Annotated in this window: 23 protein-coding genes and 1 tRNA gene; 16 read left to right on the forward strand and 8 right to left on the reverse strand. The window is 71.1% G+C overall.

Translation table 11 applies throughout. The features are described from left to right. Positions 1-77: 77 nt before the first annotated feature. The 10 genes from K1J57_RS17100 to K1J57_RS17145 all read left to right on the forward strand — a co-directional run bounded on the left by K1J57_RS17100 (position 78) and on the right by K1J57_RS17145 (position 8,357). Entirely contained in the window at positions 78-725 is a 648-nt protein-coding gene (locus tag K1J57_RS17100) for a hypothetical protein (protein WP_220559563.1), read from the forward strand. A 101-nt stretch (positions 726-826) separates the two neighbouring features. Then, positions 827-1,471: a hypothetical protein gene (locus K1J57_RS17105; RefSeq protein ID WP_220559564.1), complete on the forward strand. Its 645-nt coding sequence runs from the start codon at positions 827-829 to the stop codon at positions 1,469-1,471. A gap of 65 nt (positions 1,472-1,536) precedes the next feature. Continuing rightward, entirely contained in the window at positions 1,537-2,211 is a 675-nt protein-coding gene (locus tag K1J57_RS17110) for a winged helix-turn-helix domain-containing protein (protein WP_220559565.1), read from the forward strand. A 207-nt stretch (positions 2,212-2,418) separates the two neighbouring features. Continuing rightward, positions 2,419-2,649: a hypothetical protein gene (locus K1J57_RS17115; protein ID WP_255646387.1), complete on the forward strand. Its 231-nt coding sequence runs from the start codon at positions 2,419-2,421 to the stop codon at positions 2,647-2,649. 167 nt (positions 2,650-2,816) lie between these two features. Then, a complete protein-coding gene (locus K1J57_RS17120; protein ID WP_220559566.1) occupies positions 2,817-3,542 on the forward strand; it encodes a hypothetical protein in 726 nt (241 codons plus the stop codon). Then, positions 3,542-4,480 (forward strand): TRM11 family methyltransferase, encoded by a 939-nt coding sequence (locus tag K1J57_RS17125; protein ID WP_220559567.1) that lies wholly within the window; start codon positions 3,542-3,544, stop codon positions 4,478-4,480. Before K1J57_RS17120 ends, K1J57_RS17125 begins: the two co-directional genes overlap by 1 nt. Continuing rightward, positions 4,477-4,872 (forward strand): hypothetical protein, encoded by a 396-nt coding sequence (locus K1J57_RS17130; RefSeq protein ID WP_220559568.1) that lies wholly within the window; start codon positions 4,477-4,479, stop codon positions 4,870-4,872. The genes K1J57_RS17125 and K1J57_RS17130 overlap by 4 nt, the downstream gene beginning before the upstream one ends. A 341-nt stretch (positions 4,873-5,213) precedes the next feature. Next, positions 5,214-5,471: an AlpA family transcriptional regulator gene (locus K1J57_RS17135; protein WP_255646388.1), complete on the forward strand. Its 258-nt coding sequence runs from the start codon at positions 5,214-5,216 to the stop codon at positions 5,469-5,471. 8 nt (positions 5,472-5,479) lie between these two features. Further along, the gene (locus K1J57_RS17140; RefSeq protein ID WP_220559569.1) at positions 5,480-6,955 is read left to right on the forward strand and encodes a site-specific integrase; all 1,476 of its coding nucleotides are present in this window, start codon (positions 5,480-5,482) and stop codon (positions 6,953-6,955) included. Positions 6,956-7,340: 385 nt separating this feature from the next. Then, positions 7,341-8,357 (forward strand): SIR2 family protein, encoded by a 1,017-nt coding sequence (locus K1J57_RS17145; RefSeq protein ID WP_220559570.1) that lies wholly within the window; start codon positions 7,341-7,343, stop codon positions 8,355-8,357. Between the two features lie 233 nt (positions 8,358-8,590). Here the strand turns inward: K1J57_RS17145 and K1J57_RS17150 are convergent, their stop codons facing one another. The 3 genes from K1J57_RS17150 to K1J57_RS17160 form a co-directional block, all read right to left on the reverse strand. After that, on the reverse strand, positions 8,591-10,228 hold the full coding sequence (locus K1J57_RS17150; RefSeq protein ID WP_220559572.1) for a pentapeptide repeat-containing protein: 1,638 nt from the start codon (positions 10,226-10,228) through the stop codon (positions 8,591-8,593). 33 nt (positions 10,229-10,261) lie between these two features. Beyond that, complete coding sequence (locus K1J57_RS17155; protein ID WP_220559573.1) at positions 10,262-10,471, reverse strand: hypothetical protein; 210 nt, start codon at positions 10,469-10,471, stop codon at positions 10,262-10,264. Positions 10,472-10,820: 349 nt separating this feature from the next. Further along, positions 10,821-10,896 (reverse strand) — tRNA-Arg (locus K1J57_RS17160). Between the two features lie 457 nt (positions 10,897-11,353). Here K1J57_RS17160 and K1J57_RS17165 point away from each other — a divergent pair. Then, entirely contained in the window at positions 11,354-12,238 is an 885-nt protein-coding gene (locus K1J57_RS17165) for a cobalamin biosynthesis protein (RefSeq protein WP_220559574.1), read from the forward strand. Positions 12,239-12,304: 66 nt separating this feature from the next. Here K1J57_RS17165 and K1J57_RS17170 read toward each other — a convergent pair whose 3' ends face one another. Beyond that, positions 12,305-12,823: a hypothetical protein gene (locus K1J57_RS17170; protein WP_220559575.1), complete on the reverse strand. Its 519-nt coding sequence runs from the start codon at positions 12,821-12,823 to the stop codon at positions 12,305-12,307. 317 nt (positions 12,824-13,140) lie between these two features. Here K1J57_RS17170 and K1J57_RS17175 point away from each other — a divergent pair, with 317 nt between their 5' ends. From K1J57_RS17175 to K1J57_RS17185, 3 genes are all read left to right on the forward strand, one after another. Continuing rightward, positions 13,141-16,074 (forward strand): penicillin acylase family protein, encoded by a 2,934-nt coding sequence (locus K1J57_RS17175; RefSeq protein ID WP_220559576.1) that lies wholly within the window; start codon positions 13,141-13,143, stop codon positions 16,072-16,074. A gap of 360 nt (positions 16,075-16,434) precedes the next feature. After that, on the forward strand, positions 16,435-16,875 hold the full coding sequence (locus tag K1J57_RS17180) for an NfeD family protein (RefSeq protein WP_220559577.1): 441 nt from the start codon (positions 16,435-16,437) through the stop codon (positions 16,873-16,875). A 76-nt stretch (positions 16,876-16,951) separates the two neighbouring features. Further along, positions 16,952-18,052 carry an SPFH domain-containing protein gene (locus K1J57_RS17185; protein WP_220559578.1) on the forward strand — a complete coding sequence of 367 codons (1,101 nt, stop codon included), beginning with the start codon at positions 16,952-16,954 and terminating at the stop codon, positions 18,050-18,052. 79 nt (positions 18,053-18,131) lie between these two features. On the opposite strand, the gene K1J57_RS17190 is transcribed toward K1J57_RS17185, so the two are convergent. Both K1J57_RS17190 and K1J57_RS17195 read right to left on the reverse strand, forming a co-directional pair. Further along, positions 18,132-19,097, reverse strand: a complete 966-nt coding sequence (locus tag K1J57_RS17190; protein WP_220559579.1) for a quinone oxidoreductase — start codon at positions 19,095-19,097, stop codon at positions 18,132-18,134. Positions 19,098-19,184: 87 nt separating this feature from the next. Then, positions 19,185-21,335: a serine/threonine-protein kinase gene (locus K1J57_RS17195; protein WP_220559581.1), complete on the reverse strand. Its 2,151-nt coding sequence runs from the start codon at positions 21,333-21,335 to the stop codon at positions 19,185-19,187. A 257-nt stretch (positions 21,336-21,592) separates the two neighbouring features. Between K1J57_RS17195 and K1J57_RS17200 the strand changes: the two genes are divergently transcribed. Continuing rightward, positions 21,593-21,880, forward strand: coding sequence for a DUF6504 family protein (locus tag K1J57_RS17200; RefSeq protein WP_220559582.1), 288 nt, complete (start codon positions 21,593-21,595; stop codon positions 21,878-21,880). A 40-nt stretch (positions 21,881-21,920) separates the two neighbouring features. Here the strand turns inward: K1J57_RS17200 and K1J57_RS17205 are convergent, their stop codons facing one another. Continuing rightward, positions 21,921-22,520, reverse strand: coding sequence for a GNAT family N-acetyltransferase (locus tag K1J57_RS17205; protein ID WP_220559583.1), 600 nt, complete (start codon positions 22,518-22,520; stop codon positions 21,921-21,923). Between the two features lie 115 nt (positions 22,521-22,635). Continuing rightward, positions 22,636-23,721: a peptidoglycan recognition family protein gene (locus K1J57_RS17210; protein ID WP_220559584.1), complete on the reverse strand. Its 1,086-nt coding sequence runs from the start codon at positions 23,719-23,721 to the stop codon at positions 22,636-22,638. A 448-nt stretch (positions 23,722-24,169) separates the two neighbouring features. On the opposite strand from K1J57_RS17210, the gene cobT reads away from it, so the two are divergent. Continuing rightward, positions 24,170-26,548: a nicotinate-nucleotide--dimethylbenzimidazole phosphoribosyltransferase gene (cobT, locus tag K1J57_RS17215; RefSeq protein WP_220559585.1), complete on the forward strand. Its 2,379-nt coding sequence runs from the start codon at positions 24,170-24,172 to the stop codon at positions 26,546-26,548. Positions 26,549-26,757: the final 209 nt, after the last annotated feature.

Genomic DNA, 26,757 nt, shown 5'->3' on the forward strand with positions numbered 1-26,757 from the left:
CCCCGGACACCCGGCCCGCACCTGCGGCCGCACACCGCGGCCTGACACCCGACACCACCTCACGGAAGGCACCTGCAATGGCCATTGCCGTCACTCCCGAAGGACTGCGCGCCTGGTTCGCGAAAGCGCGTATCACCCCCGACATGCTCCGCAAGGTGCACGATCTGGGCCCCACCGGCTTGATCACCGCCGACATGTTCCGACGTACCTACCAGGCCTCCTCGTCAGCGACCCTCGCCCTGAACGGCAACCAGAGCGAGGTGATCGTTTACGACCACGACACGGTCACCACCGACCTGCGCCAGGCCGGAGCAGGGGCCCACGATGCCGAGCCCGCCTGGCTCCTGGCCTCCGATCAGGCCACCACCGCGGTCCGGGCGAGCACCGAGGACTGGCTCCCGTTCATCTTCATCAGCCCGCTGGCCTGGCGGATGCGCCGCACCATGCGCAGCCACGGGGGGTTCGAGCTCGCCGCCCGGCCCACCGTCACCCCCGACGACACCCTGGTGGACACCTACATCCACGCCGACGCCCCCGACCTGCGCATCACCCTGGCCATGCCCGCCTTCACCGACGGGGCGGTGGAGTGCGAGGCCACGATTCTGGACCGGCACAAAGCGCCTGCCGGGGGTGCCTCCGGTCACCTGTGCCACGGCTGCGGAGCCGAGGAAGCCGCTGCCGGTCTGCGCGACATGGTCAAGGACATCGCCGCCGAAGAGGCCTGACCTCCCCGGGCCGCCCCGCCAACGGGGCGGCCCCGGACACCCGAACCGCTACCCGCGCGCCGCACCCGGTGTTCGGCGCGCCTGCACGAAGGGAACCTCTGGTGACCGTTCACCCCTACCGGCCGATGTCAGCCCGGTTCGCCGACCAGCACCTCACGGAACCGCTGCTGCGTGCCCTGGACCGCACCGGGCCCGGCGGGTTGATCATCGCCGACCCGGCCAGCGGCGAGTACCGCCTCACCCACGCCCGCTACCTCACCACCCGGAACCGGGAGGTGATCGTCTACGGACTCGGTGACCTGCACCACGGCCTGGAAACCTACAGCCTCATCCTGCCCCGGGAGCGGGTGTGGCCGAGCGTCACCAACGCAGCCGACCAGCTCGCCCACGCCTGCCTGGCCCAGGACCCCTGGGAGCCGGTCCGGCCCCGGCCCCGCACCGCCCTGGCCGCCCTGCGCCGCGCCATGCACCGGGACGGGTTCGCGCTGCTGCGCCGCCCGCTGTTTCACGACCGGGGCGAGGTGGGGCGGCTGGACGATGTCTACCTCGACACCCGGGACCCGGCCACCGTGGTCACGGTCGCCACCCCCTACCCCGACCCCGACATGCCCGACGGGGCGGTCTTCACCTGGGTCACCCGCCGCGGCTCCTACCTGACCGGCTGGCACACCCCCGCCTCGCAGCGGCACGCCCTGCCCGAAGTGATCCGCGCCCGGGTACACGCCCACCTGGCCTGCGACACCTGACCCCGGACCGCCCTGCACCGGGGCCCTACAGACACCACCGACCGCACGAAAGGACCACGTTCACCATGACCACCACCACGACCGCCACCGCGCCGCGCCGCTCGGCCGAGCACACCCGCGCCCTGATCCTGGCCACCCTCACCGAGGCACCCGAGCCCGTCACGGTTGCCGCGCTGGCGGAGGAGACCGGGCTGGGCGCCTCCACCCTGGCCAAGCACCTCAATACGCTGGAGGAGGAGAAGAAGACGGTGCGCACCCCGGGCGGGCGCCAGGGGAACAAGCGCCTGCCCGACACCTGGCATGCCACCCCCGCACCGGAGCCCGCCTCCCCGCAGGAGACCACCGAGCTCGCCCCGGCCACCACGCCCAAGCAGAAGAACCCGGCGCCCTCCCCGGAGGAGAGGAACGAGACCGGCACCGTTTCGGGTACCGGCGAGCGGCCTCGCACGGCTCCGGCCGCCGAACCCGCCACCTCGAAGGCGGCGTTCATCGAGGTCGGCGCCCCCAACCCGGTCAGCGGATCCCCCAGGCTGGCCCCCGGCGAGCTGAAGGTGATGGTCAAGGCCCTCCTGGACGCCTCCCCCAAGGAGGAGTTCACCGCGACCGAGATCAGCCACCTCCTGGCCGGCCGGTCCATCGGCGCGATCCAGAACAACCTCGCCCGCCTGGCCAAGGAGGGACGCGCGGCACAGACCGGCGACAAGCCCCGCCGCTACCGCTCCGCCAAGTCCGGCAACTGACCGCACCACCCCGGGGGTGTGGGCCCGAACCAGCCCACACCCCCACCCCATGAATACCCCTGGGAGGTATAGAACCGTGTTCATCATGAACCCCTACTGGGACCCCTGCCCCGGATGGGGAACCGCCCTGCTCCTGGCCGGAACGTGTGTCCTGGTCACCCTCGCCGGAACCGTGGCCCGCACCGCCCGGCTCCTGGACCGCTACACGTGCAGGGCGACTGGCCCGGCATGGTCCACCACTCCGAACGCGGACCCGGCACCGTGTGCGGGCACTGCGGGCACCACCTGACCGCGCACGACCGCGCCACCGGCCGCTGCTGCCACGGCCTGCCCCTGGACCGGCTCGCCGCCATCATCGCCCTGCCGATGCCGCTGGCCCTGCGCGGCATCGTGCAGCAGGCGGGCTGCCCCTGCCGGATCGAACACCGGCGCACCTGACCCGCACCGCCCGACTGGCTGAAGCCCCGGGACCCGCACCAGCACGAACGGCTGGTACGGGTCCCGGGGCTTCAGCTTTCTTTGAGCTTTTCCCGGGCCGGTGTCGTATCGGCTGCGGGGGTGTCTTTTTAAGGGGTCATCAGGGCGAGCAGAAAGAGGTGCACCTGATGACACACGCACACGAGCCGACGAGGTCGGGTAGGCCGCCGCTGGCGGTGTGGGCCTGCGGCACCCACGACCACGACCCCGACGAGTACCTCGTTCCGGCCCGGTTGGCCGAGCGGCTGGTGGCCGAGTACACCCGCCCCGGGCAGGCGGTCGCGGACCTGACCGGAACCGGGATGGTCACCAACGCGGCTCTCCAGTCGGAGCGGACCACCTCGCCCGCCACTACCGGCGACGGTACGGAGGAGGTGGGGTGGGCCGACCTGGCCGTCCTGCACGTTCCCGTCCCCTCCGACCGGATGCGACCCGAGGGCGCGTCGGTACGGGCGCGGTTGGTGTTCGCCGCGACCGTGACCCGCCCCGGCGGGATCGTCGCGGTGATCACCGGCCTGGACCACACCCGCGCGGGTGCCTTGGTCGATCCGGCCCCGACGGTGGTACGGTCCGCCGCCTGCGCGGACCTGGTCTACCTCCAGCACGTCATCGCGTTGACGGTGCCGATCTGCCTGGGCGGGCTCGGTGCCACCGTCCCCGTGCGTGACCGGGACGACTCCGGTTTGGGCTGGTGGGAGGACGATCCCGAAGTGGAGGAAGCGGGGTTGGCGCCGTCGGTGGCCGAGGCCGCGGTGACCATCACCTCGCCCGCCCACCTCAACGTGTCGGTGTTCCGGCTGCGCAGGTTGGCGCACCGCACCGACGCCGGCCGCACCGGGGAGGTGGCGGCCTGATGCTCCATGAGAACACCGATCCCGCCATTTCCCCGGACCTGTGCGTGTCCACGTCGGGGCTCTCGGTGTGGGAGACCGGCCAGCAGCAGGCCGCTCGCCAAAGGGGTAACCGCTACTCGCGGCTGTCGCTGGAGCACCCCGCGCGGATGCTCCCGGCCATCGCCGCCCACGCCATCGCGACCTACACCCGCCCGGGGGATGTGGTGCTGGACCCGATGTGCGGGATCGGCACCACCCTGGTCGAGGCCGCCCACCAGGGCCGCCAGGCGGTCGGCATCGAGCTGGAGCCCAAATGGGCGTCCATCGCCCGGCTGAACCTGGAGACCGCCACGGTGCAGGGCGCTTCGGGGTCGGGTGAGGTGCACACCGGCGACGCCGCCGAGGTCGCTACCCGCTTGGCCCAGGTCGGGCTTGCGGGGCGGGTGCGGCTGGTGATCACCTCCCCGCCCTACGGGTCGATGACCCACGGCCAGGTGCGCTCCCGGAGGGACGGGGCGGACGCGGTGGAGAAGACCGCTTACACCTACTCCCGGGACCGCGACCGGAGGGCGGCGAACCTCGCCTACCAGCGCCCGGAGAAGCTGGCCGGCTCCTTCGCCCGGATCATGGCCGCCTGCCGCGAGCTGCTCACCCCCGGCGGGATCGTGGTGGTCACCACCCGCCCTTACCGGAAGGGCGGGGAGCTCGTCGATTTCCCCGGGCAGATCACCCACGCGTGCCAGGAAGCGGGGCTGGTGCAGGTCGACCGGTGCGCAGCCTTGTTGTGCGCGGTCCGTGACGGCGAGGTGGTGGGACGGACCTCGTTCTTCCAGCTCGTAGAGGCCCGCAGGCTCCGCAAGGGAGGTGTGCCGGTGCACGTGGTCCAGCACGAGGATGCCCTGGTCTTCACCAACCCCGCACCGCGACAGAGCGTCGAGCGGGAGGTGCGGGCTGCATGAACACCACCGGCCACGACCAGCCCGCCGAACCCGAGACGGGACAGACCAGCATGCCGTTCACCGACACCGCCGGGCCCGCGCTGCGGTCCCGGATCATCGCCGACCTGCGCGCGCTGGCGGACTTCCTGGCGGAAAACCCGGAGCTGCCCGTCAGCCAGCACACCACGTTGGACGTGACCTACTTCCCGCACACCGCCACCGATGAGGAGGCGTTCGACGAGGTCGCCCATGTCGGGGCGCTGTTGAAGCGGATTCCGGCGTGGGAGGGCGACCACTACGTGGTCGAACACTCCTGCGGGGCGGCCCGGTACCGGGCGGTGGCCATCCCGGAGCGGGTCAGGGCCGCCCACCGGGCCTGGGTCACGTACACCGGGCACGTCCGCCCCGACTGACCGGCGGACGGGTAGGGCGGTCGGGGCCGTGTGGGGCGCCGTGGTGCCCCACACGGCCCCGGACACCCGACATCGGCCCCACGCGGGTAGCTGGTGGGGTCAGGGGCCGACATGGCGGCTGCGGGGCCGCTTCCACGGGCTCGGGCATATCGCCGATGTTCGTGCGTGCTTGCCAGGTGGAGCGTGGGTCCGGTGGGTGTTTCGGCGAATCCGCTTGCATTGCTCGGCGAGGTCGAGCGTGGATACGTGGTGCCCCGCTGCCGGCGGGGCCACGCACTGTGTTCGTGCAGTTCAGAGGTGGTGAGGAGGTGGGTGAAGTGAGGTCAGGTACTCCGGTTACCTTGGCCGAGGTCGCCATGCTGCCGGTGGCGCTGGATCCGGTGACGGCCGGTCGGATGCTCGGCCTGGGCCGGACCACCGTCTACCGGCTGCTCCGCGAGGAGGCCTTCCCGGTTCCGGTTCGGAGGGTGGGCCGTAGCTGGGTGGTGCCGACCTCCGGGGTGCTGACCTTTCTCGGTTTGGACACCCCGACCACTTCCATTGCCACCGGCGGTGGGTGCGGGTGCGGTGCGCGTGCGAACACCACGGAAGAAGGGTGAGGGCATCGATGAGCGCGTACGAGGGGTCGGTGTTCAAACGGTGCGGATGCCGCAACGAGGACAGCGGTCGGGCGTTGGGGGTGAAGTGCCCGCGGCTGCGTCGGGAGGACGGGGCGTGGAACCCCAGGCACGGGAACTGGTGGTTCCAGCTCGAACTCCCGCGCACCGGTGAGGGCAAGCGCCGCCAGGCCCGCCGGGGCGGTCTGGCCTCTCAGGAGCAGGCCCGGGGACAGCTCGACCACGTGAAAGCGCTGCTGGCCCTGGCTGAGGGCGAGCAGGATCTTGAAGTCCAGGTCGCGGACCTGATCCAGACCGCGCTCAAGGGTCGTCGGCCTCTGCCCGAGGTTGAGGAGGTCCGTAAACGCATCGGCGCGGGGACAGACATCCGGCGCGAGCCGCCGCTGGTGGAGGAGTGGTTGCGCCAGTGGCTGGACGGCAAGCCCGATCTCGCGGAGGGCACCCGGGCTTCCTATGACGGGCACATCCGCAAATACCTGACCCCCCACTTGGGGAAGATCCGGGTGGATCGGCTCCAAGCGCGTCATGTGGAGGCGATGTTCGCGGTAGTGGAGGAGGAGAACGTGCACATCCTGGAGTGCCGCGAATCCGAGGACCCAGAGGTGAAGAGGTCGGTGCGGGGGCGGCGGGTGATCTCGCTGTCCACGAAGCACCGTATCCGGGCCACGTTGCGCAGCGCGTTGTCGGACGCGGTCCGCTCCCCGGACCTACCGGTGTCGGTGAACATCGCCTCGCACGTGCGCCTTCCCTCCTGCCCGAGGAAGCGGCCCCTGGTGTGGACCGCCGACCGGGTCCGTCAGTGGGAGAAGGACGGGACGGTGCCGGGGGAGGTGATGGTCTGGACACCCGAGCAGACCCGTACCTTCCTGGCCCATGCGAGGAGGTACACGTGGCTGCATCCTCTGTTCCACCTCATCGCCGCCAAGGGACTGCGCCGGGGTGAGGCGGTGGGGTTGCCGTGGGCGAACACCCGGCTGCTGGACGGCCAGATCGACATCCGCGTCCAGGTGGTGCAACTGGCGTGGGAGACGATCACCTCGACCCCCAAGAGCGCGGCGGGCCAGCGCACCATCACCCTGGACGCCGACACCATCAAAGTGCTGCGGGGGTGGAAGAGGTTCCAGAATGAACAGCGCCTCGCAGCTGGGGCCTCCTGGGCGAACACCGGGTTGGTGTTCACCTGTCAGGACGGGTCGGGGTGGCATCCGGGTCAGGTCAGTGACTGGTTCTGCCGCATCGCCAAAGCCGCCGAACTCCCGCCGATCACCTTGCACGGGCTCCGCCACGGGGCGGCCTCGCTCGCGCTGGCGGCGGGTACGGACGTGAAGGTGGTCTCCTCCGAGCTTGGCCACGCCACGACCCATTTCACCCAGGATACCTACCAGTCGGTGTACCCCGACGTGGCCAAGGCGGCGGCCGAGGCGACTGCCGCGCTGCTGCGCGGTACCCCGGTCTCGGCCGGATAGCGGGACGGGGAAGCACACCAGGAACGATTGAACACCCCGGGCCCCGGGCCGTGCGGCGGGTTCACCCCGCCTGGCCTGGGGCTTCCTCGTGGGTGGAGGTGGCTGGCCATCGGATCAAAGGTCCGATTGATTGCGATGACTTCGTAATTTTTGCAAAGAGTTACGCCAGGCTGGATTTTTGAGTCCACCTGGAGTGCGGGAAGACAATTTTGACAATCGAGAGGAATCTTTTAGGGATTTCTTGTTATTCTCTAATCGCACCCTGCGGAATGTACTATTAGATTAGTCGGGAGTGAGATTTATGAGCATAGCTGTATTGACAGGGAACGGTGTGTCTGTGTGTGATAATCCTGATATGTCAACGGACAGTCTTACGCGGGCTCTGGTGAGAAGATTCACTGACGTTGGGGAAGGTGGCGTGGAAGATTCTTTAAGTCAATTCCGTGACTTCGTGGGATCTTTCGAAGATCTTCTAGGTCCGCTTGACGTGGCGGCTAGCGGCATATCTGCCGCTTCGCCGCTAATCGGGGTCATTGGGGAGAATTTTTTTGACGAGGAAGTATTGCAGGGGGTGGTGAAATCAGAAGGATACCTTAGAGATATATATAACATTGGTGTGGCGATAACTTTGGATGAGATTCAACGTCGGGCGGTCAATTTTGAGTGTACTAGGGAGCTTGCTGAGAAGGTTCACGCTCTTGCTAAAAAGAACGGAGAAAAGTGCTACTTTGGGACACTCAATTATGACGGATTGGTCTACGCATCTAACATCGAAACATCATGGATCGATAAATGTGACTTGGCTCACGGACGACGTGAGGTAGAGGGGGTCGTGGTTGAGGGGGCTAGGCCTGCTTGCGGTTGGCTCCTGAGGGAGGTTGGTGATTTTCCAGAGGATCGGGATTTCATTTTCCTTGAGTTGCACGGCTCCATCGCTTGGCTCAAATGTCCTGGATGCTCCAAAGTAGTTCGATTTCCAGCAAGTGAGCTTAGGGATATTGACTATTGGATTGGGCTTTGCAATCGACTTTCCTTGTGGCAGCCTCAAGTTATTCTAACCAGTAAGTACGAGAAGCTCAATCGAATGAGGGTGGATCCGTTCAGCTTGGCCTACAATGAATTCATTAGAGGCGTAGCAAGGTCCAATTCTCTTCTCGTTGCGGGTTATGGATTTGGCGATATTGGCATCAATGAAATAATTGCAGACGCGCTTCGATTTGAAACTCAAGTCCTAATTTCCACTATTGAAAGCGGGCCTTCTGATTGGGATATCTTTCAGAGTCTTGGGGTTGGAGAAGGAGGGCTTCGGAGATATCTCGATATATGTCGGTGTGGTCTCCCTGGCGCTCTTTCCTGTGAGCATTGGGATCGCTGGAGGGATGCGGTAGTTTCTTGGCGCTGAAGAATTATTGGTTGGCGTGAATGCTTTCTGGGGCCTGTTGGGCATGATGGCGTTGCCTGGCTGAAGGGAATACCTGGTCAGTCGTCGGGTTTTCGCAGGTTGTGAGAACATTGTCCAGTACCACGTATCCGTTTTCAGATTTTCGAAACCTGCACCACGACTAGGAGGCGGTGTTGCTGCTGCACCTCGCTTAGTCGGTGGATCAGTCTCCTCAGAGAAAGCAGTGTACATTCTCACGGCCCGTTCCCGTCCTCGTTTCCAGAATTGGGATCGTTCCCCTCCGCAGTTGCTGCAGGGGATCCCTGGAAAGGTTTCCCGTACCACTTCAGAGGCAACGGGGTCGTGTTGAGAGGAGCCTCTCGGGCTGCCTTCACGATCCCCATGGGGGCAGGGCCTGCGGCCCACGTCGTTGAGTTTCTGTTCTCATGAACCTCGACGAATGTCACACGGCTTCCGCTCAGGACCACTCCGGTGAAGTCCACGTTTGGGTCACCGAAGACTAGCGGGGCGAACTTCGCCTCTCCGCCTTCGAACCTGGCAGCGTTGAAGGTCACGTAGGCGCCCTTGAACTTGGCCCGGGTGAAGCCCAGCATGCCAGCGGCGATGGTGGCGGCGTCGAAGGTCACTTCGCCTGATTCGAACCAGGCGTAGTTGAAGAGCATTCGGCCTCCGTTGATGCTCACATGGGTGAAGTTCACCTCGATACCCTCGAACTTGCTGTGGGCGAAGATGGCCTCGCCTCCCAAGACTCGCATGCCGCTGAAGGACACGACCCCCTCTTGGAAGAGGGCATGGCTGAAGTCGACTTGGCCGCTGCTGATTTGGGCTCCGTTGAACTCCACCCCGGCGCCGACGAATCTGGCGTGGGTGAAATCGACGACGGCGCCCCGGAAGCGGACGTCGTTCAGGTCCACGATGCCGCCGGTGAACCCGGCTCTGCGGAAACTCAGCCTGCCACCGGTGAAGTGGGCGCCGTGGAAATCGCCGCCGTCGAAGTCCACCCCGCTGAAGTCGTAGTCCTTGCCGCGCCAGCGGCTGTCGCCTCGTTCTCTCAGGCGGTTACCGATGACACGGACGATGGCGTGTCGCACTTCGCGAAACGCCTCGTACTCCAGGGTGTTCTTACGGTGCTCAGCCTCTTGCTGCGGGGTGGTCTGCTCTGGGAGGGGGGTCGGGGCGGTCTGGAAGGGGATGCGCAGGTAGGCGCACAGCACGTCAATGACCATCTGCACCAGGTCCTCGCGCCCCGCCGGGGCTTCGTCGGCCAGGTGCGCCAAGGCGTGTACCCCGCCGAGTCGCACAGCGGGCTGAGCGTCTCCGAGCTGTCCCACGGCCGTGGTGAACCGCTCGGTGAACAGTTTGGTGTTCTCGCGCTGCTCGCCGTTTTCGGTGGTGTGCTGGCGCCGGTAGGCGATCACCAGGAAAGCCACGGCTCCCAGGCCGGTCACGATCGCGAAGGCGCGGGTGATGATCGCTCCTAGCTGTCGCGGTTCCAGCTCCGTTGGGAAGACGATCCTGGGTGCTCCCATGAACCACCATGTCCCCGCGATGATGAGAAAGACCATGCAGGCCACCATCAGCCACGCGGTCGCGATCACCGCGCCCAAGTTCTTCTCTTCGAGGTGTTCACGGAGCTTCAGGGTTGTCTTCAGAAGCAGTGCGCTAACGATCAGGACCGCCCCGATGGTGCCCCAGACAACATTGACCGCGTGAGGCAAAGCCCAAAGGCCGGCCCAGGTTTGTGGGATGAACTGTGTGCTAGCTAGCAGGAGCAGGGCCGTGCCCGCTCCGAGGGCAGTGGGGCGCCAGTGTTTGCGCATCCAGCCGACCAGGGCATCGATGCCAGAGAATATGTTGCTCAGGTCCCACACTCCTACTGTTGAACACCTGCGGTACCAACGTTGTCAGGACCGCTCGGGCGTCTGCTGGACGACACTGGCGCTGCGGATCGCGAGTTCAGGCCGGTGGAATGACTCTCGGGTATTTTGCCCGAGGGCTGCGGCGCTGACGGGATCCTCGGTCGGTTTCGTCTCAAAGCCAGTATCAAGGCGCTCGCCGACACCAGCCTGGTCTCGGTCGGCCTCTCGCTGGCGGAGTTCGAGGATCACTTCCATCAGCGGGATTCGGTGTCATCGGATAGTCGCGTGCGAACCCCTGCCGATAAGGGGTTCTCGGTTGAAACGGCTGTATGCGGCCTGCCGAGCCCGTGGGGCGCACAGGGACCCGGGCGTTGAACTGGGCCGCGTGGCGGCGTTGGGTGGGCTGTGGGGGCGCTGGTGGGCGGGCGCTGGGGTAGCCGGGGCGGAACCGCCAGGGTCACGGGGTGGCAAAATGCTCCGCGAGGTCCTCACCCGGGTGTACGCGACCTTGTACTGGGGAGCACGCATGGAGCACTTGGGGGCTTAGAACGCGGCGAGGACCTCTTGCGAGGTCCTCGGAAACCCCCTCTGACCTGGGGTTTTGTGGCGCACCCGGCAGGATTCGAACCTGCGGCCATCGGATTAGAAGTCCGGTGCTCTATCCACTGAGCTACGGGTGCTCGGTTCAATTGTGGCCCGCGGTGGCGGGTCGTGACCACGTTGTGACCCAGGGTGCGGTCGGGGTGGCCTGCGACCGGGCGGTCCGCCCGTGTCATGGTGTCCCGGGCAGACATTCTAGGGTATTTGGAAGATCTCGCCCACAGGTGGGCAAAGCCTCATCAACTACGGTGATTCGTGGTTGACACTCGTTACCGCGCGTGTTCCGTCAAACCGGTCGCTATGGGCCCCGTGCACCACGTTACCGGTGATTAACTCCGGGTGTGCTGCACCCCCGCTGGTGTTTCGTGAACTCCTCGCGCCCCGGCGTCAGAAGTGCCACCACTGGCCGATGAGCACGGCCAGCCAGGTCAGGATGAACATGGGTGCCCTCTGAAGTCCGTCACTCTAAGTACACAGATTATTACTCTGAGTAATCAAGCGGGGCGTGTCAGGACCCGGAGTCGCTACCGTGGTGCGGTGCGATCACGAGGAATGGCGGCGGGCTACCTGCTGGACATGCTGGTGCGGGACCCCCGGAGGGGGCATCCCGTGGCGGTGTTCGGCCGGGCCGCGGGGTGGTGGGAGCGGCGCGTGTACCGGGACTCGGCGGTCGCCGGGGCGATGTTCGCCGCCGGGGCCGTCCTGCCCGCCGTGGGGCTGGGGCGGCTCGCCGAGCGGGGCGGGGAGGCGGCGACCGCCGCGGTCACCTGGGCGGTGCTGGGCGGGACCATGCTGTGCCGGGAGGCGGAGGGCGTGGCCCGGGCCCTGGAGGACGGGGACGTGGAGCTGGCCCGCGAGCTGCTGCCGCGGCTGTGCGGCCGCGACCCGAGCGGGCTGGGGGAGCAGGAGATCGCGCGGGCCGTGGTGGAGTCGGTCGCCGAGAACACCTCCGACGCCGTGGTCGGCCCCCTGGTCTGGGGTGCCCTGGGCGGGGCCGCCGGGCTGGCCGGCTTCCGGGCCGTGAACACGCTGGACGCCATGGTCGGTCACCGGAACGCGCGGTACCGCAGGTTCGGCGCGCCCGCTGCGAGGCTGGACGACCTGGCCGGCTGGGCGCCCGCGCGGCTCACCGCGCTGCTGGCGGTCGCCGCCGCGCCGCTGGTGGGCGGGAACGCGGGCGAGGCGTGGCGGGTGTGGCGCCGCTACGGGGACCGGCACCCGAGCCCGAACGCGGGTCAGTGCGAGGCCGCCTTCGCCGGCGCCCTGGGCGTGTCCCTGGGCGGGGCGAACGTCTACGGGGACCGCGAGGAGCGGCGGCCGAGCATGGGCGAGGGACCGCCGCCCCGGGTCGCGGACATCCGCCGGGCGGTCCGGCTGTCCCGGGCCGTGGGCGCGGGAGCGCTCGCGGTGGCCGCCCTGTGAACGCCGCCCCGGGGCCCCGGCGGGACCGGACCGGCCGGCCCCGCTCGCTCGGGGGCGGGGCCGGGGTCAGGCGGCGAGGCTGCGGGCGTAGTTGACCTGCTGGTTGATCTGCGCCGACAGGCCGCGGTGCGAGGCCGGGATGGAGGCCGCGTGGTAGTGGCCGTGCCCCTGCACGGTGACCTGGATGTGCCCGCTGGTCTTCTCCTCCTTGACCAGCAGGAAGAGCAGGCCGAGCAGACAGGTCCACCAGAACACGAGGATCGCCACGATGACGGCCCAGACCGGGGTGCTGCGCTCGGTGCGGGTCATGTCGGTGACGGTCCACACCGTCCCCCGGATCGGGAAGCGCCCGCCGGGGGTGATGACGGTGTTCTGGGTGATGGCGATGTCCCCGATGGTGCTGAGCACGGGCTCGTTCGCCCCACCGGGCGTCGGTCCGGCGGGGACGGGGGCGTAGCCGCCGGTGGGGGCCCCGTAGGGCTCGATCGCCCCGTACCCGTCGGCGGGGTTCCAGGCCGACGGGTCGGGCTGCTGCTGGTTCTGCTGCTGCCAGGGGTCGCCGTCGGGGGAAGGGTAAGGGTTCATGGGCCGATTGTGTCAAAGCGCGGGGGCCCGGGGAACGCGATCCCGGGCACGACCTCGGCCGAGAGGGCTTCGGGGCCGTGGCCGGATGTGGCCACTCCCGCGGCGCCGGGGACCGTTCGTGACGGCTCCCGTTCGCTGCGTGCCGGAGCGTTCCCGCTGGATGTGGTGTGGGTCACTCTAAACATGCCACTTCCCGCGGGCGGGCGGAGGGGGTGGGAGCAGGCCCGGACGCTAAACGTGAAACTCTTTCGCGATTTACTTACCCGTACGTAACATGCCGCTGAACCATCGCCCGCACCCCCAGGTGGTGACAGCACATGCCCCCTTCTCCCCCCTCGCTGGCAAGGCGGCTGCGCGCCGGTGCCTCCGGTGTCGCCCTGGCGGTCGCGGCCGCCACCGTCTCGGCGCTCCCCGCGGCACCCGCCCTGGCCGAACCCCTCCCCGACTACTGCGCACCCGAGGGATGCCACGACATCCTCCCGCCGGGCCAGAACGGCAGCGCGACCCTCGTCGAGATCCTCGGCCACCAGGCCTTCGGGACCCGGCCCCGGTTCTCCTCCAGCCAGCTGGACATGTACGACGACCTCGTCCACTACTACGACGGCCTCACCGAGGAGAGCCTGGACGACTTCTTCCTCGACGCCACCTTCGGTGTGGCCGAGGGCGACGTGGGCCGCAGGTACCAGCCGCGGTCCGACGTCACGATCACCCGCGACCGGCACCACGGCATCCCCCACATCGAGGGGACCACCCGTGAGGGCACGATGTTCGGCGCCGGGTACGCGGCCGCCGAGGACCGGCTCTTCCTCATGGACGTGCTGCGCCGCGTCGGCCGCGGCGAGCTCACCTCCTTCGCCGGCGGCGCCGAGGGCAACCGCGGCCTGGAACAGGACCTGTGGCGCAACGCCCCCTACACCGAGGAGGACAAGCAGGCCCAGGTCGACCGGGTCGCCGCCAGCGGTGAGCGCGGGGAGCAGGCCCTGGCCGACGTCGGGGACTACCTCGACGGCGTCAACACCTACATCGAGCAGGCCGACGAGGGCCGCTACTTCCCCGGTGAGTACGTCCTGACCGGGCACAAGAACGCCATCACCAACGCCGGTGAGATCGAGCCCTTCACCGTCACCGACGTCGTCGGCATCGCCTCCATGGTCGGCGGCATCTTCGGCGGCGGCGGTGGCGGCGAGGTCCAGGCCGCCATCGTCCTAGCCAACTTCCAGGACCGCTACGGCGCCGAGGAGGGCCTGGCCCTGTGGCAGGACTGGCGCATGGAGAACGACCCCGAGGCCGTGGTCAGCGTCCCGGGCGAGTTCCCCTACAGCGGGACCCCGGAGGACCCGGTCGGCGAGGTCCGGCCCGACCCGGGCTCGGTGGAGTACTACGACATCGTCCACGACGAGCACGGCTCCGCGGCCTCCGGGCAGGCGGCGGAGTCCGCCGAACCCCTCGCCGCGGCCACGGAGGCGCCCGACGGGGGCGAGGAGGTCACCGTCGAGGACCTCAGCGAGGAGCAGCAGGACGAACTCGACGCCATGGTGGAGGAGGGCGACCTCTCCGCCGCCGAGGGCGTGTTCAACGAGGGCGTGCTGCCCGAGGGCCTGCTCGAACCGCACGGCATGTCCAACGCCCTGCTGGTCTCCGGCGAGCACACCGAGAGCGGCAACCCGGTGGCCGTCATGGGTCCGCAGACCGCCTACTTCTCGCCCCAGCTGCTCCTGCTCCAGGAACTCCAGGGGCCGGGGATCAGCGCCCGCGGCGCCTCCTTCGCCGGGGTGAGCTTCTACGTCCAGATGGGCCGCGGCGTCGACTACGCCTGGAGCGCCACCTCGGCCGGCCAGGACCTCACCGACACCTTCGCCGTCCACCTGTGCGAGACCGACGGCTCCGAGCCCACCAAGGCCTCGCGTGCCTACATCGACTCCTCCGGGGACTGCACCCCCTTCGAGGAGCTGAGCGTCACCAACGAGTGGACGCCCACCGTGGCCGACGGCACCCCGGCGGGCGGCTACACGCTCACCTCGCTGCGGTCCGAGTACGGGCTGGTGCAGTCGTTCGCGACGGTGGACGGCACCCCGGTCGCGTTCACCTCGCTGCGCTCCACCTACATGCACGAGGTGGACTCCATCATCGGGTTCCAGCGCTTCAACGACCCCGACGAGATCACCTCGGCGGAGACGTTCACCGACGCCGCCGAGGACATCGGATACGCCTTCAACTGGCACTACGTGGACGACGAGGACATCGCGTTCATCAACTCCGGCGCCAACCCGGAACGGAACCCGGGCACCAACCCCAACCTGCCCATCGACGCCTACTCGGACGCGGGCTGGTCCGGCTGGGACCCGGACGGCAACACCGCCTCCTACATCCCCAAGAGCGAGCACCCGCAGGCGGTCAACCCCGACTACATCGTCAACTGGAACAACAAGCCCGCGCACGGGTACACCTCGGGCTGGGCCACCGGCTCGGTGCACCGCGGCGACCTGCTCGACACCCGCGTCTCCTCGCTGATCGACGGCGGGCACAGGTTCACCACCGCGAGCCTGACGCAGGTGATGATGGAGGCCGGCACCACCGACCTGCGCGCCCAGGAGGTGCTTCCGCTGCTGCTGGAGGTCATCGGCTCCGAGGAGGTCGACGACCCCGCCCTGGCGTCGGCGGTCGAGGGCCTGCGGCAGTGGAACGAGGCGGGGTCCCAGCGCCGTGAGCCCTCCCGGGACGCGGGCTACTACTCCTACGCCGACTCCATCCGGATCCTGGACGCCTGGTGGCCGCTCCTGGTCCGGGCCCAGTTCGAGCCCGAGCTGGGCGAGGACCTGTACACCGAGCTGACCAGGGCGGCGCAGATCGACGAGTCGCCCTCGGGCAACATCGGCGGCGGCACCCCCGGCAGCGTCAACCAGGGCCAGCCCCACCGCGGCTCCGCCTTCCAGTACGGGTGGTGGTCGTACGTGGACAAGGACCTGCGCACTGTGCTGGGCCAGGACGTCGAGGGACCGCTCGGCGACGGAGCCTACTGCGGCGACGGGGACCTGGCAGAGTGCCGCACGGTCCTGCTCGACACCCTCGCGGAGGCCGTGGCCACCCCGGCGGGCGAGGTCTACCCGGGTGACGGCCACTGCGCGGTCGGCGCCCAGGTGTGCGCGGACACGGTGATCCACCAGTCGGTGGGCGGCATCAACATGTGGCCGATCGCCTGGCAGAACCGGCCCACCTACCAGCTCGTCTACCAGTTCTCCGGCGGACGGTAGCGACGGGCGGCACGGCCCCCGGCGGCCCTGAGCGGGTGCCTCCGGGGGCCGTGCCGTGCCCGGGCGCCTCTGTACCCGAGCGGCGGACCGGTGCGTGGAAGGCCTCGCCGGGCTCCGACCGGAACCCCGGCCGAAAGCCCCGCCGCCGGACCCCGGACACGGGGCGCCCGCCCCGGAGCGCGACCCGCGGAACCCGTGTCGCGGGCCCCGCCGCCGGCACCGTCCGGCGCGGACCGGGGCCGCCCGGGGCCCGACCGGAACCAGAGGACGAAATCCCCGTACTCGTAAGCGAATCGTGTGGTTCGTCGGCCCTGGGTGGGTAGCAAAGGAATACCCGGAACAAGAACGGGAGGGTGGTACATGGACGCCTGGTTGGTCTGGCTGGTCCTCGCCGTCGTCCTGGGGATCATCGAGATCGTCACCCTCACCTTCGTCCTGGGACTCCTCGGCGCGGCGGCCCTGGTCGCCGCCCTGCTCGGCGCCGTCGGACTCCCGCTCCCGGTGCAGATCATCGGGTTCGTCGGAGCCTCGGCCGCCGGAATCTACCTGTTGCGGCCGATCATGCGCCGCCAGCTCGCCCGCGGGCCCGTGGTGCGCTCGGGTGTCGAGGGGCTGGTGGGGCGCAGCGCCGTGGTGCTCCAGCCCGTGGACCGGGACAAGGGACTGATCAAGCTCTCCGGAGAAGAGTGGTCGGCGCGCAGCATCGACGAGGACCTGGTGATCCCCGTGGGAGCGCACGTCGACGTGATGGAGATCGACGGCGCCACCGCCGTGGTCTACCCGCGCGAGGCCCTTCCCTGAGCCGGCCGCCGGGGAGGGCGGGCGGGCCGGGGCCGCGCGCACCGCCGCAGACACGAACCGAAGTCAGGTGCCGAACATGTTGGATGCCCTACCGCTCATCATCCTCGCCGTCCTCTGCGTCGCCCTCGCCATGTCGGCGATCCGCATCGTCCCCCAGGCCAGGGCGTACAACATCGAACGCTTCGGCCGCTACACCAGGACGCTCGGACCCGGCCTGAACTTCCTCATCCCGGGGGTCGACCGCGTCAACACCAGGTTCGACCTGCGCGAGCACGTGTTCAGCTCGCGCCCCCAGCCGGTCATCACCGAGGACAACCTGGTCGTCAACATCGACACCGTCCTCTACTACCAGATCACCGAGCCCAAGGCCGCCGCCTACGAGGTCGCCAACTACATCCAGGCCATCGACCAGCTCACGGTCACGACCCTGCGCAACGTGATCGGCTCGATGGACCTGGAGCGCACGCTCACCTCCCGCGAGGAGATCAACACCCGCCTGCGCGGCGTCCTGGACGACACCACCGGCAAGTGGGGCATCCGCGTCAACCGGGTGGAGATCAAGGCCATCGACCCGCCGCCCACCATCAAGGAGGCGATGGAGAAGCAGATGCGGGCCGACCGCGACAAGCGCGCGGCCATCCTGCACGCCGAAGGCGAGCGCCAGGCCCGCATCCTCAAGGCCGAGGGCGCCCGCCAGCAGGCGATCCTGGAGGCGCAGGGCGACCAGCAGGCGGCGATCCTGCGGGCCGACGGCGAGGCGCAGGCGGTGGAGCGGGTCTTCCAGGCGGTGCACGCCAACAACGCCGACGCCAAGCTGCTCGCCTACAAGTACCTGGAGACCCTGCCGCAGCTGGCCAACGGGGAGGGGAACACGTTCTGGGTCATCCCGGGCGAGTTCACCGAGGCGGTCAAGAACGTCAGCCACGCCTTCGCGGGGGAGGCGGTGCGCTCGCGCCCCTCCACGGAGAAGGACGAGGACGCCGGGGTGGACGGACCGGCCCGGATCGCCGGGCCCGAGCCGAGCGAGCTGTCCGCGTCGGAGCGGGCCGCCGTGGACGCCGCGGAGGCGGCCAGGCAGGCGGTGGAGGACGCCCGCGACGACGTGCGCCGCGCCGGGGTGGCCGGTGTGCGCGGTCCCGAGGCGGCTCCGCGCCCGCGCGAGGAGGGGGAGGGGTAGCCCGGGCGGGCCGGAACGGCCGCGGTCCCGTTCCCGGGACCGCGGCCGCGCCGTGCGGCCCGTCCGGGGCCGACCGGGGTCAGACCAGGACGAGCTTGCCGGTGGTCCGGCGCGAGGCCAGGTCGGCCTGGGCCGCGCCCGCGTCGGCCAGCGGGTACCGGCCGCCGATCCGCACGTCCAGGCGGCCCGCGCCCACCAGGGAGAACAGGTCCCCGGCCCGCCACAGCAGCTCCGAGCGGTCGGCCACGAAGTGCGCCAGCGAGGGCCGGGTCAGGTACACCGAGCCGGCGGCGTTGAGCCGCTGCGGGTCCACCGGGTCCACCGCTCCCGAGGACTGCCCGAACAGCGCCAGCACACCGCGCGGGCGCAGCGACGCCAGGCTCGCGTCGAAGGTGTCGCGGCCCACGCCGTCGTAGACGGCCGCCACGCCCGCTCCGCCGGTGAGGTCGCGCACCGCCTCGGCCACCGGGACCTCGGTGTAGCGGACGACCTCGTCGGCGCCGGCCGCGCGGGCGACGCGCTCCTTCTCCTCGGAGGAGACGGTGCCGATCACGCGGGCGCCCCGCTCCTTGGCCAGCTGGGTGACGAGCAGGCCGGTGCCGCCCGCCGCGGCGTGCACCAGGACGGTCTCGTCCCCGGCCACCGGGTGCACCGAGTTCACCAGGTAATGGGCGGTCATGCCCTGGAGCAGCAGGGCCGCCGCCTGCTCCGGGGACACCTCCTCGGGCACCGGCACCACGAGGGACGCCTTGACCACGGCGCGGTCGGCGTAGGCGCCCGGCGCCATCGCCCACCCCACCCGCTGCCCGACGGACAGGTCCCCGACGCCCTCGCCGACGGCGGCCACCGTGCCGGCGGCCTCCATGCCCGGGACGAAGGGCAGCGGGACGTCGTACTGGCCGCTGCGCTGGTAGATGTCGATGAAGTTGACCCCGCGGGCCTCCACGTCGATGAGGACCTCACCGGGGCCGGGTACGGGGTCGACGACCTCGGAGACGCGCAGGACCTCGGGTCCGCCGGTCTCCTCCAGGACGATGGCGCGCATGCTTCCACTCCTTGCCGAATGCGAATGCCCGGCATCATGCCAGGCCGTCCGGGGCGGCGCCACGGCGGCACCCGCCCCGGGGCGCGGTCACTCCTGCGCGAGGATCTCGTGCACCGAGAAATCGGTGTAGAGCACGGCCATCGGCTGGTGGCCGGGGCCCGACCGGGTCATCATCCCGATCCGCCGGCGGTCCTCGGCCTCCTCGGCCTCCGCGGGCAGCGGGTCGGAGTCGACGGCGCTCACCGCGTGCTCGCCGTTCACCCACAGGGCCAGCTCCATGCGTGCCTCGCCGCCCTCGTCCTCGACGTACTCGCAGGCGAAGGCGAGCGTGTTGACCACGATCTCGTCCCGGTCGAACTCGTACGGGGACCCGGGGTCGTACCCGTCCGTCCTGGCGCTCTCCTCGAACAGCGGGTAGGGCTCGAACCCGCGGACCTCGTTGGTGCGTTCGAGGACCTGGTCGCCCTCCTCCTCGCTCATCCGCCGGATCTCGGCCTGCTGCCCGTCGTAGCGCACCGCGGCCTCGTACTGGGTGCGGTACTCCTCGCCGGAGGTGTCCCAGCAGCGGACGCCGAAGGTCGCCTGCTCGGGCCCCTCGATCACGTAGGCACCGGCGGTGACCAGCACCCGGTCGGGCATGTCGTCCTCGCGGTCCAACGGCACGACCAGGCCCCGGCTCGGGTCGTCGCCCGAGGGCTCGGGGTGCCGGAGGAGCATGCCGCGGCGCTCCTCCCAGTACAGGGCACCGTCCTCGACCTCCTCGGCGTCGTAGAAATAGGTGTTCCACGCGGGGTTGAAGGAGAAGTCGGTGTTGTAGATCGAGACGATCTCGTTGTCCTCCTCCGAGGGGGGCCGGGGCTCCAGGTTGGACAGGACCACCGGGCCGATCCCGGCGATCAGCACGAGAGCGCCCGAACCCGCTCCGAGGGCGAGCAGCAGTCGGCGTTTGCGCCGTGCGCCGTCGCCCGCGCCGCCGGCCCCGCCGTTCGCGCCGGCGTTCGGCGGCACCGGGGCGCCGGGACCGCCCGGACCCGCCGGGAAGCCGTGGGCGGGCTGCCCGTGCGGCGGCGGGGCGTACCCGGCGGGCATCCGGTGGGTGGCGGGGGGCTGGGGGCCGGAGGGCCCGTGGTGCGCCCGCTCGTGGAGGGTGGGCGGCACCTGGCCGCCGGGGCCCTGGTGGGCGGTGGCGGGGGGCAGTTCGCGGCCCGGGTGGTAGGGCAGGGTCGGGTTCGCGCCGGTGCCGCCCCCGTAGTGGACCTGCCCCTGCGGGAAGGGGGCGGTGGCCCCCTCGGGCGGGGTCTGCCCGTGCGGCGGGGTGGCCGGTGCGGGCGGGGCCCCCGGGACGGGGGCGCCGGTCGGCACCTCCCAGGAGTCGCTGATGCTGCGCCGCACCTCGGCCTCGGCCGGTGCGTCCTGTCCGGTGAGGCGGGCCAGGATCTGCTGTGAGGTGGGCCGCCGGGACGGGTCCTTGTCCAGGGCGGCGGCCACCAGGTCGTACAGGCCCGGGTCCAGGCCCTCCAGCCGGGGCGGGGCCGACGTGATGTTGTGCAGCACGGCGGGCACGGAGACGGCGTCGAACGGCGCCTCCCCGATCCCCGCGAAGGCCACCAGGCAGCCCCAGGCGAAGATGTCGGCCGCGGCCGTGGGCCGCTCGCCCATCAGCAGTTCCGGCGCCATGTACGAGGGGGTGCCCATCAGCTGGCTGGACCGGGTGACCCCGCCGGAGTCCTCCAGCGCGCGGGCGATCCCGAAGTCGATCACCTTGGGGCCCACCGGGGACAGCAGCACGTTGCCGGGCTTGAGGTCGCGGTGGATCACCCCCGACCCGTGGATGGCGGTGAGCGCGGCGGCCACGCCCATGGCCAGGCCGTCCAGGGTGCCCCCGGTCATCGGGCCGCCCTGGCGGACCGCCTCGTCCAGGTTCGGCCCCGGGACGTACTCGGAGACGATGAACAGGGTGTCGCCCTCCAGGTGGGCGTCGATCACCCCCGCCGTGGAGAACCGGGCCACCCGGCGGGCCGACTCCACCTCGCGGGCGAACCGCAGCCTGAACGACTCGTCGTCGGCGAGGTCGGGATGGATGAGCTTGACGGCGACGGGCCGGCCGGAGGCGTCCTCCGCCAGGTAGACGGTGCCCATGCCGCCACGGCCCAGGCGCGCGGTGATCCGGTAGCCACCGAGTTCACGGGGGTCGCCCGCGCGCAGGGGTTTGCCGCTCTGGTGGCCGTTCGACGTCACGTGGAGGGTCCTCGCATGGATCGGGGATGGGGTGGTGCAAGCGTATCGACGGCGACACGCCGTGCGATTCCGAACGGGGGGATCCCCGCGCCGGACGCGCACGCCGGAGGGGGTGCCGCACACCGGTCACATGAGGTGATGCCGACCTTCGCGAAACAGTTCCACGGGTCCGCCGATTTCGCTACTGTGGGAACACTTGTTCGAACATCTGTCCGTATCTTCCCCGCGGGCGGGCGCATCCGGGGCCGGAGGGGTCGATGCCGAGGGGAAGTGTCGTGGGAAGGTACTACGGGACAGAGGTGACGGTCGTGGAGGACGCGGGCCGGCCGGCCCGGTTCACCTGGAACGGCAGGGTCTACGGCGTGCGCCGGATCATGGAGCACTGGGTCACGCCGCAGGACGGGTGGCGGGCCTCGCGCGGTCCCCTGACGCCCCGCAGCGAGCACTGGCGGCTGGAGGCCGGCGCCGCCGGATCCGAGGGGGTGTACGAACTGCGCCACGACACCGCCACCGGGACCTGGTCGCTGTCCCGGGTGTGGGGGTGAGGCGGGGCGTGCGCCGTGCCGGGGCCCGGTGTTCCGGGGCTCAGTGCGCCGGGGGCCGGTCCCGGAGGTCGGCGGGGAGCAGTCCGTACACGGCCAGGTCGGTGCGGCGGCCCCCGTGCAGGGGCATGGCGCCGCGCTCCACGCCCTCCAGGGTGAACCCGGCCTTCTCGGCCACCCGGCGCGAGGCGGTGTTCCGTGGCGCCGCCTTGATCTCCAGCCGCTGGAACCCCTGGTCCAGGGCCCAGCGGGACACCGCCACCACCGCCTCGGTGATGTGGCCTCGGCCGCGTTCGCCGGGGGCCGCCCAGTAGCCGATCTCGCTGTTCATCGCCTGCCACATCACGCGGACCAGCCCCACCGCGCCCACCAGCCGGCCGCCGTCCCTGAGCGTGACCGCCCACTGCTGGCCCTCGCCGCCGGTGCGCATCCCCGGCGCGATCTCCCGGCACCACTGCTCGGCGTCCGCGCGCGTGTAGGGGGCGTCGGGGCGGGGGAGCGGGAGCCAGGCCTGCAGGCCCGGGTCGCTGCAGGAGGCGTACACGTCGTCGATGTCGTCCTCGATGAAGGCGCGCAGGCGCAGGCGCTCGGTCTCCAGGACGACGGAGGGCAGGACCGGGCGCGGTGGGCGCAGGGCGGTCATGGGGAACTCCCGGGTTCGCAGGACTCGGTCCCACAAGCGTAGACACGCCTCGCGACCGGCCCCGCCGACCCCGACGGACCCGTGCGGTCGGCGCCGGAACGCCGACCGCGGCGGATCAGACCAGACCGCGTGCGACGCGGTCGCGGATCGCGGTGTCGAACACCTCGGCGAAGGCGTTGCCCGGGCACTCGGTGGACAGCCAGTCGCGGTGCCGGCCCAGCGCAGGGCCGGGGGTGACGGCCCCCGTGGCGGGGTTGGTGTAGTCGATCCGGGCGCGGGGGTCCACCCCGGTCACCGCGCACAGCAGGCGCAGTACGCGGACCAGCGAGTCCTGGGCGGCCGGGGTGGGCAGGGCGTCGGTGAAGTCCCCGAGCAGGCACACGCCGACGTTGCCGTGGTTGACGCCGAAGGCGTGCCCGGCGGTGACCGAACGCGCCCGGCCGGGCAGCGGGAGACCGGAGAAGACGGGGACGCCGTCCTCACCGGAGTGGCGCCCCTCGTACACCCCGCCCTCGGGGTCGATGAGCAGGTGGTAGCCGATGTCGCCCCAGGCCTGCTCCACCGCGTGCAGGTAGTACACGGCGCGCACGTCGGCGGAGTGGTCGCCGGTGGTCGCCATGGCGGTGTGGTGCACGGTGATCGCCTGCACCGGGTGGAAGACCGCGGGCCACAGGTCGTTCCCCTCGCCGTCGAACCGCCAGGACTCGTCGGCGCCCCACCCGGCGCGCGTGCGCAGGCGCAGGGCGGGCGGGCCCGCGGTCCGGCCGTCCCCGGCGGACAGGGTGGTCCGCTCGGGACCGCCGACGCGCAGGCCCTCGCCGTCGAACAGGTTCACGGCGGCGGTGTCCCCCTCGATGTCGGCCTCGTACCCGGTGGCGCCCTCGGGGGCGCGGACCAGGGCCGAGCCGACCGGGGCGTCGTCGTCGCGCCCCTCGGCGTGCAGGTGGAGGGGCTCCCAGGCGCCGGTGCCGGAGGGGGTGCGGAAGCGGATGGCGCCGCGGGCGCCGGGGCGGCCGGTCACCGTGACCACGTCGAACGGCCGCCCGGGGCGGACGGGGGTACCGGCGGGGGCGGTCTCGGCCAGGACGCGGGGAACGGTACCGTCCCCGGCGGCCAGAGCGGCGCGCGGTGCCGCGACACCGCCCAGCGCGGCCAGTCCGGCCGCGGCGGTGGCACCGGTGAGGAACGTGCGTCGTCGCATGCGGGTCGTCTCCTTGGGGTGAGCGATGGGGACCCGGGGGCAGGGAGCCCCGCCACTCTCGCACATGACCGACCACGGTGGGTGACGAATAGCGGGCGGAGGCGGGGGGAGCCTGGCCGGATCCGGCCGCCCCGCTCCGCGGCTCCGGGCGCCGGCGGCCCGCTTCGTGTTCCGCCCGCCCCGCCCCGGCAGCTCGCACCCCCCTTCCGGGACCCGCCTCCACCTGGGAGGACAGGGGGGATACCGGACACCGTCCGCGCGCCTTCAGGGTGACTCTGGCACAGTTGACGGTGATGTGCGGGGCTTGGGGAGAGGGGGTCGAGAGGCGATCCGCCCAAGGCCCGGGGGACCCGTGCGAGCGGTACGCCGCCGCAGACTACGCTTACCGGTCGAACACCGGGACGAGCAGTGGGAACGGGCAGTCGACACACCTTCACGGGGGGCGATCATGACCGAGGACGACCGAGAGGACTCCCGCCGCGGCGGCGCGGGCGGCGAGGACCCCCGCGGCCGGACCGCCGGGACGCCCGGCTTCGGGCCGCTCGGCGGCCTGCTCGACGGCCTGCCCGAGAGCGGCCGCGGCACCAGGCCCCGGCGGCCTGCGGGGGCCAACCCGTTCCGGCGGCCCGACCCGGCCCCCGCCGCCCGCCCCGAGCGGTCCCCGGCGGCCCCACCGCCCCCGGCCCCCGCCGCGCCGCCGCCCGAGCCGGAGGACCGGGCCGAGCCCGCCGCCCGGGCACCCGAACCCGAACCGCCCGCCGACCCCGCCCCGACCCCGCCGGCCCGGCCCAACGTGATCCCCTTCCGGAACCCGCCCGAGCCCGACCCCCGGGCCGAGCACCCGCCACAGGACCGGACCGGGGCCGACGCGCCGCCGGAACGCGCCGACCACCCGGCGGCCACCGCCGCCGGGACACCAGCGGACACCACCCCCGCGACCACCGAAGCAGAACAGAGCATGCACGTACACGAAGCGGCCGTCCCCCACGCCGAGCCGCACCCGGCACAGCCGCCGCGCCCCGCCGCGGTCCGACCCGCACCGGAGCCGGCCTCCCCGGCACCGGCCCCCGCGGAGCCGGCCGCACCGGCGGAACGCACCGACCACGCCTACGACGAGGCCGAGCGCGCCGCCGTCTACCGGGCCATCCACGACCGGCGCGACGTGCGCACCGGGTTCCTCCCCGACCCCGTCGACCACGAGGTGCTCGCCCGCGTCCTGGAGGCCGCCCACCGGGCACCCAGCATCGGCCACTCCCAGCCCTGGGACTTCGTGGTCATCGAGGACCCCGGCCTGCGCGGCCGCGTCCTGGACCTGGCCCGGCGCGAACGCGACGAGTACGCCCACGCCCTGCCCGGCACCCGCGCCCGCGCCTTCTCCGGGCTCAAGGTCGAGGCCGTGGCCGAGGCCCCGCTCAACATCGCGGTCACCGTCGACCCCGCCCGCGGCCTGCGGCACACCCCCGGCCGCCACGCCCGGCCCATGAGCGCCTCCTACGCCGCCGCCCTGGCCGTGGAGAACCTGTGGCTGGCCGCCCGCGCCGAAGGCCTCGGCGTGGGCTGGGTCGGCTTCGCCGACGAACGCGACGTCGCCCGCGTCCTCGACCTCCCCTCCCACCTCGAAGTCGTCGCCTACCTCTGCCTGGGCCACGTCGAGGAGTTCCCCACCGAACCCGAGCTCGGCCTCTCCGGCCGGGCGAAGGGACGCCCCCTGTCCTGGGCGGTGCACCACGACCGCTACGGTCGCCGCGGTCTGCCCGGCCAGGAGCCCACGACCCTGCTGGAGGAGACCATCGCCGCCATCGGAGTCCTGAACACCCGCGCGGTGGAGGAGGCCCGGGACCGGCAGGACAGGATGACCAAGCCGCCGGGCTCCCTCGGGATCCTGGAAGAGGTGTCCGTCCGCCTGGCCGGGCTCGCCGGGGAGTGCCCCCCGCCCATCCCCGAGCCCGCGGCCGTCGCCGTGTTCGCCGGGGACCACGGCGTCCACGCCCAGGGGGTGACCGCCTGGCCGCAGGAGGTCACCGAGCAGATGGTGCACAACTTCCTCAACGGCGGAGCCGTCGTCAACGCGTTCGCCGCCCAGGTCGGGGCGGAGGTCACCGTGGTCGACGTCGGCGTGGTCGGCGACCTGCCGCACGCCGCCGGGCTGCTGTCGCGCAAGGTCGCCCGCGGCACCGCCGACATCACCCAGGGCCCCGCCATGACCCGCGACCAGGCCATGCAGGCCCTGGAGAGCGGCATCGAGGTGGCCCGCGACCTGGTCACCGCGGGCAACCGCTGCCTGGTCACCGGCGACATGGGCATCGCCAACACCACTCCTTCGGCCGCCCTCATCTGCGCCTTCACCGGCGCCGCCGCGGAGGAGGCCACCGGCCGCGGCACCGGGGTGGACGACGCGATGTTCGACAACAAGGTCGACGTGGTCCGCCGCGCCCTGGCGGCCAACCCCGTGGACCCGGCCGACCCCATCGGCACCCTGGCCGCCCTGGGCGGGTTCGAGCACGCGGCTCTGGCCGGGTTCATCCTCGGCGGCGCGGCCATGCGCGTCCCGGTGCTGCTCGACGGCGTCATCGCCGGATCGGCCGCACTGGCCGCCGCGGCGATCTCCGGCGACTCCATCGGCGCGTACTTCGCCGGCCACCGCTCCAGCGAGCCCGGCCACGCCCTGGTGCTGGAGCACCTGGGGCTGCGCCCGCTGGTGGACCTGGAGATGCGCCTGGGCGAGGGGTCGGGCGCGCTGCTGGCCCTGCCGCTCCTCCAGGGCGCGGCCCGGGCCCTGCGCGACGTCGCCACCTTCGACGACGCCGGGGTCTCCTCCGCGCACTGACCCGCCGCGCGCCGCGCGCCGGGACCTCCCGGCCGCCACGGCCGCCCGCGCCCCTCCGGGTGCGGGCGGTCTCACATTCTCCACAGGGTCTGCTTCATCTCCCTGTAATACCGTTTTGACAAGGTAATTTGGAGCAATCGCCGACCATACCCGGCGGGCGCCCGGGCCCCGTGCCCGGTGACGGCCCCCGCCGGTGCCCCGCCGCCGTC

Origin of the sequence: Nocardiopsis sp. MT53 (genome assembly GCF_019598965.1) — a bacterium.
In the GTDB taxonomy this organism is placed as follows: Bacteria; Actinomycetota; Actinomycetes; order Streptosporangiales; family Streptosporangiaceae; genus Nocardiopsis; species Nocardiopsis changdeensis.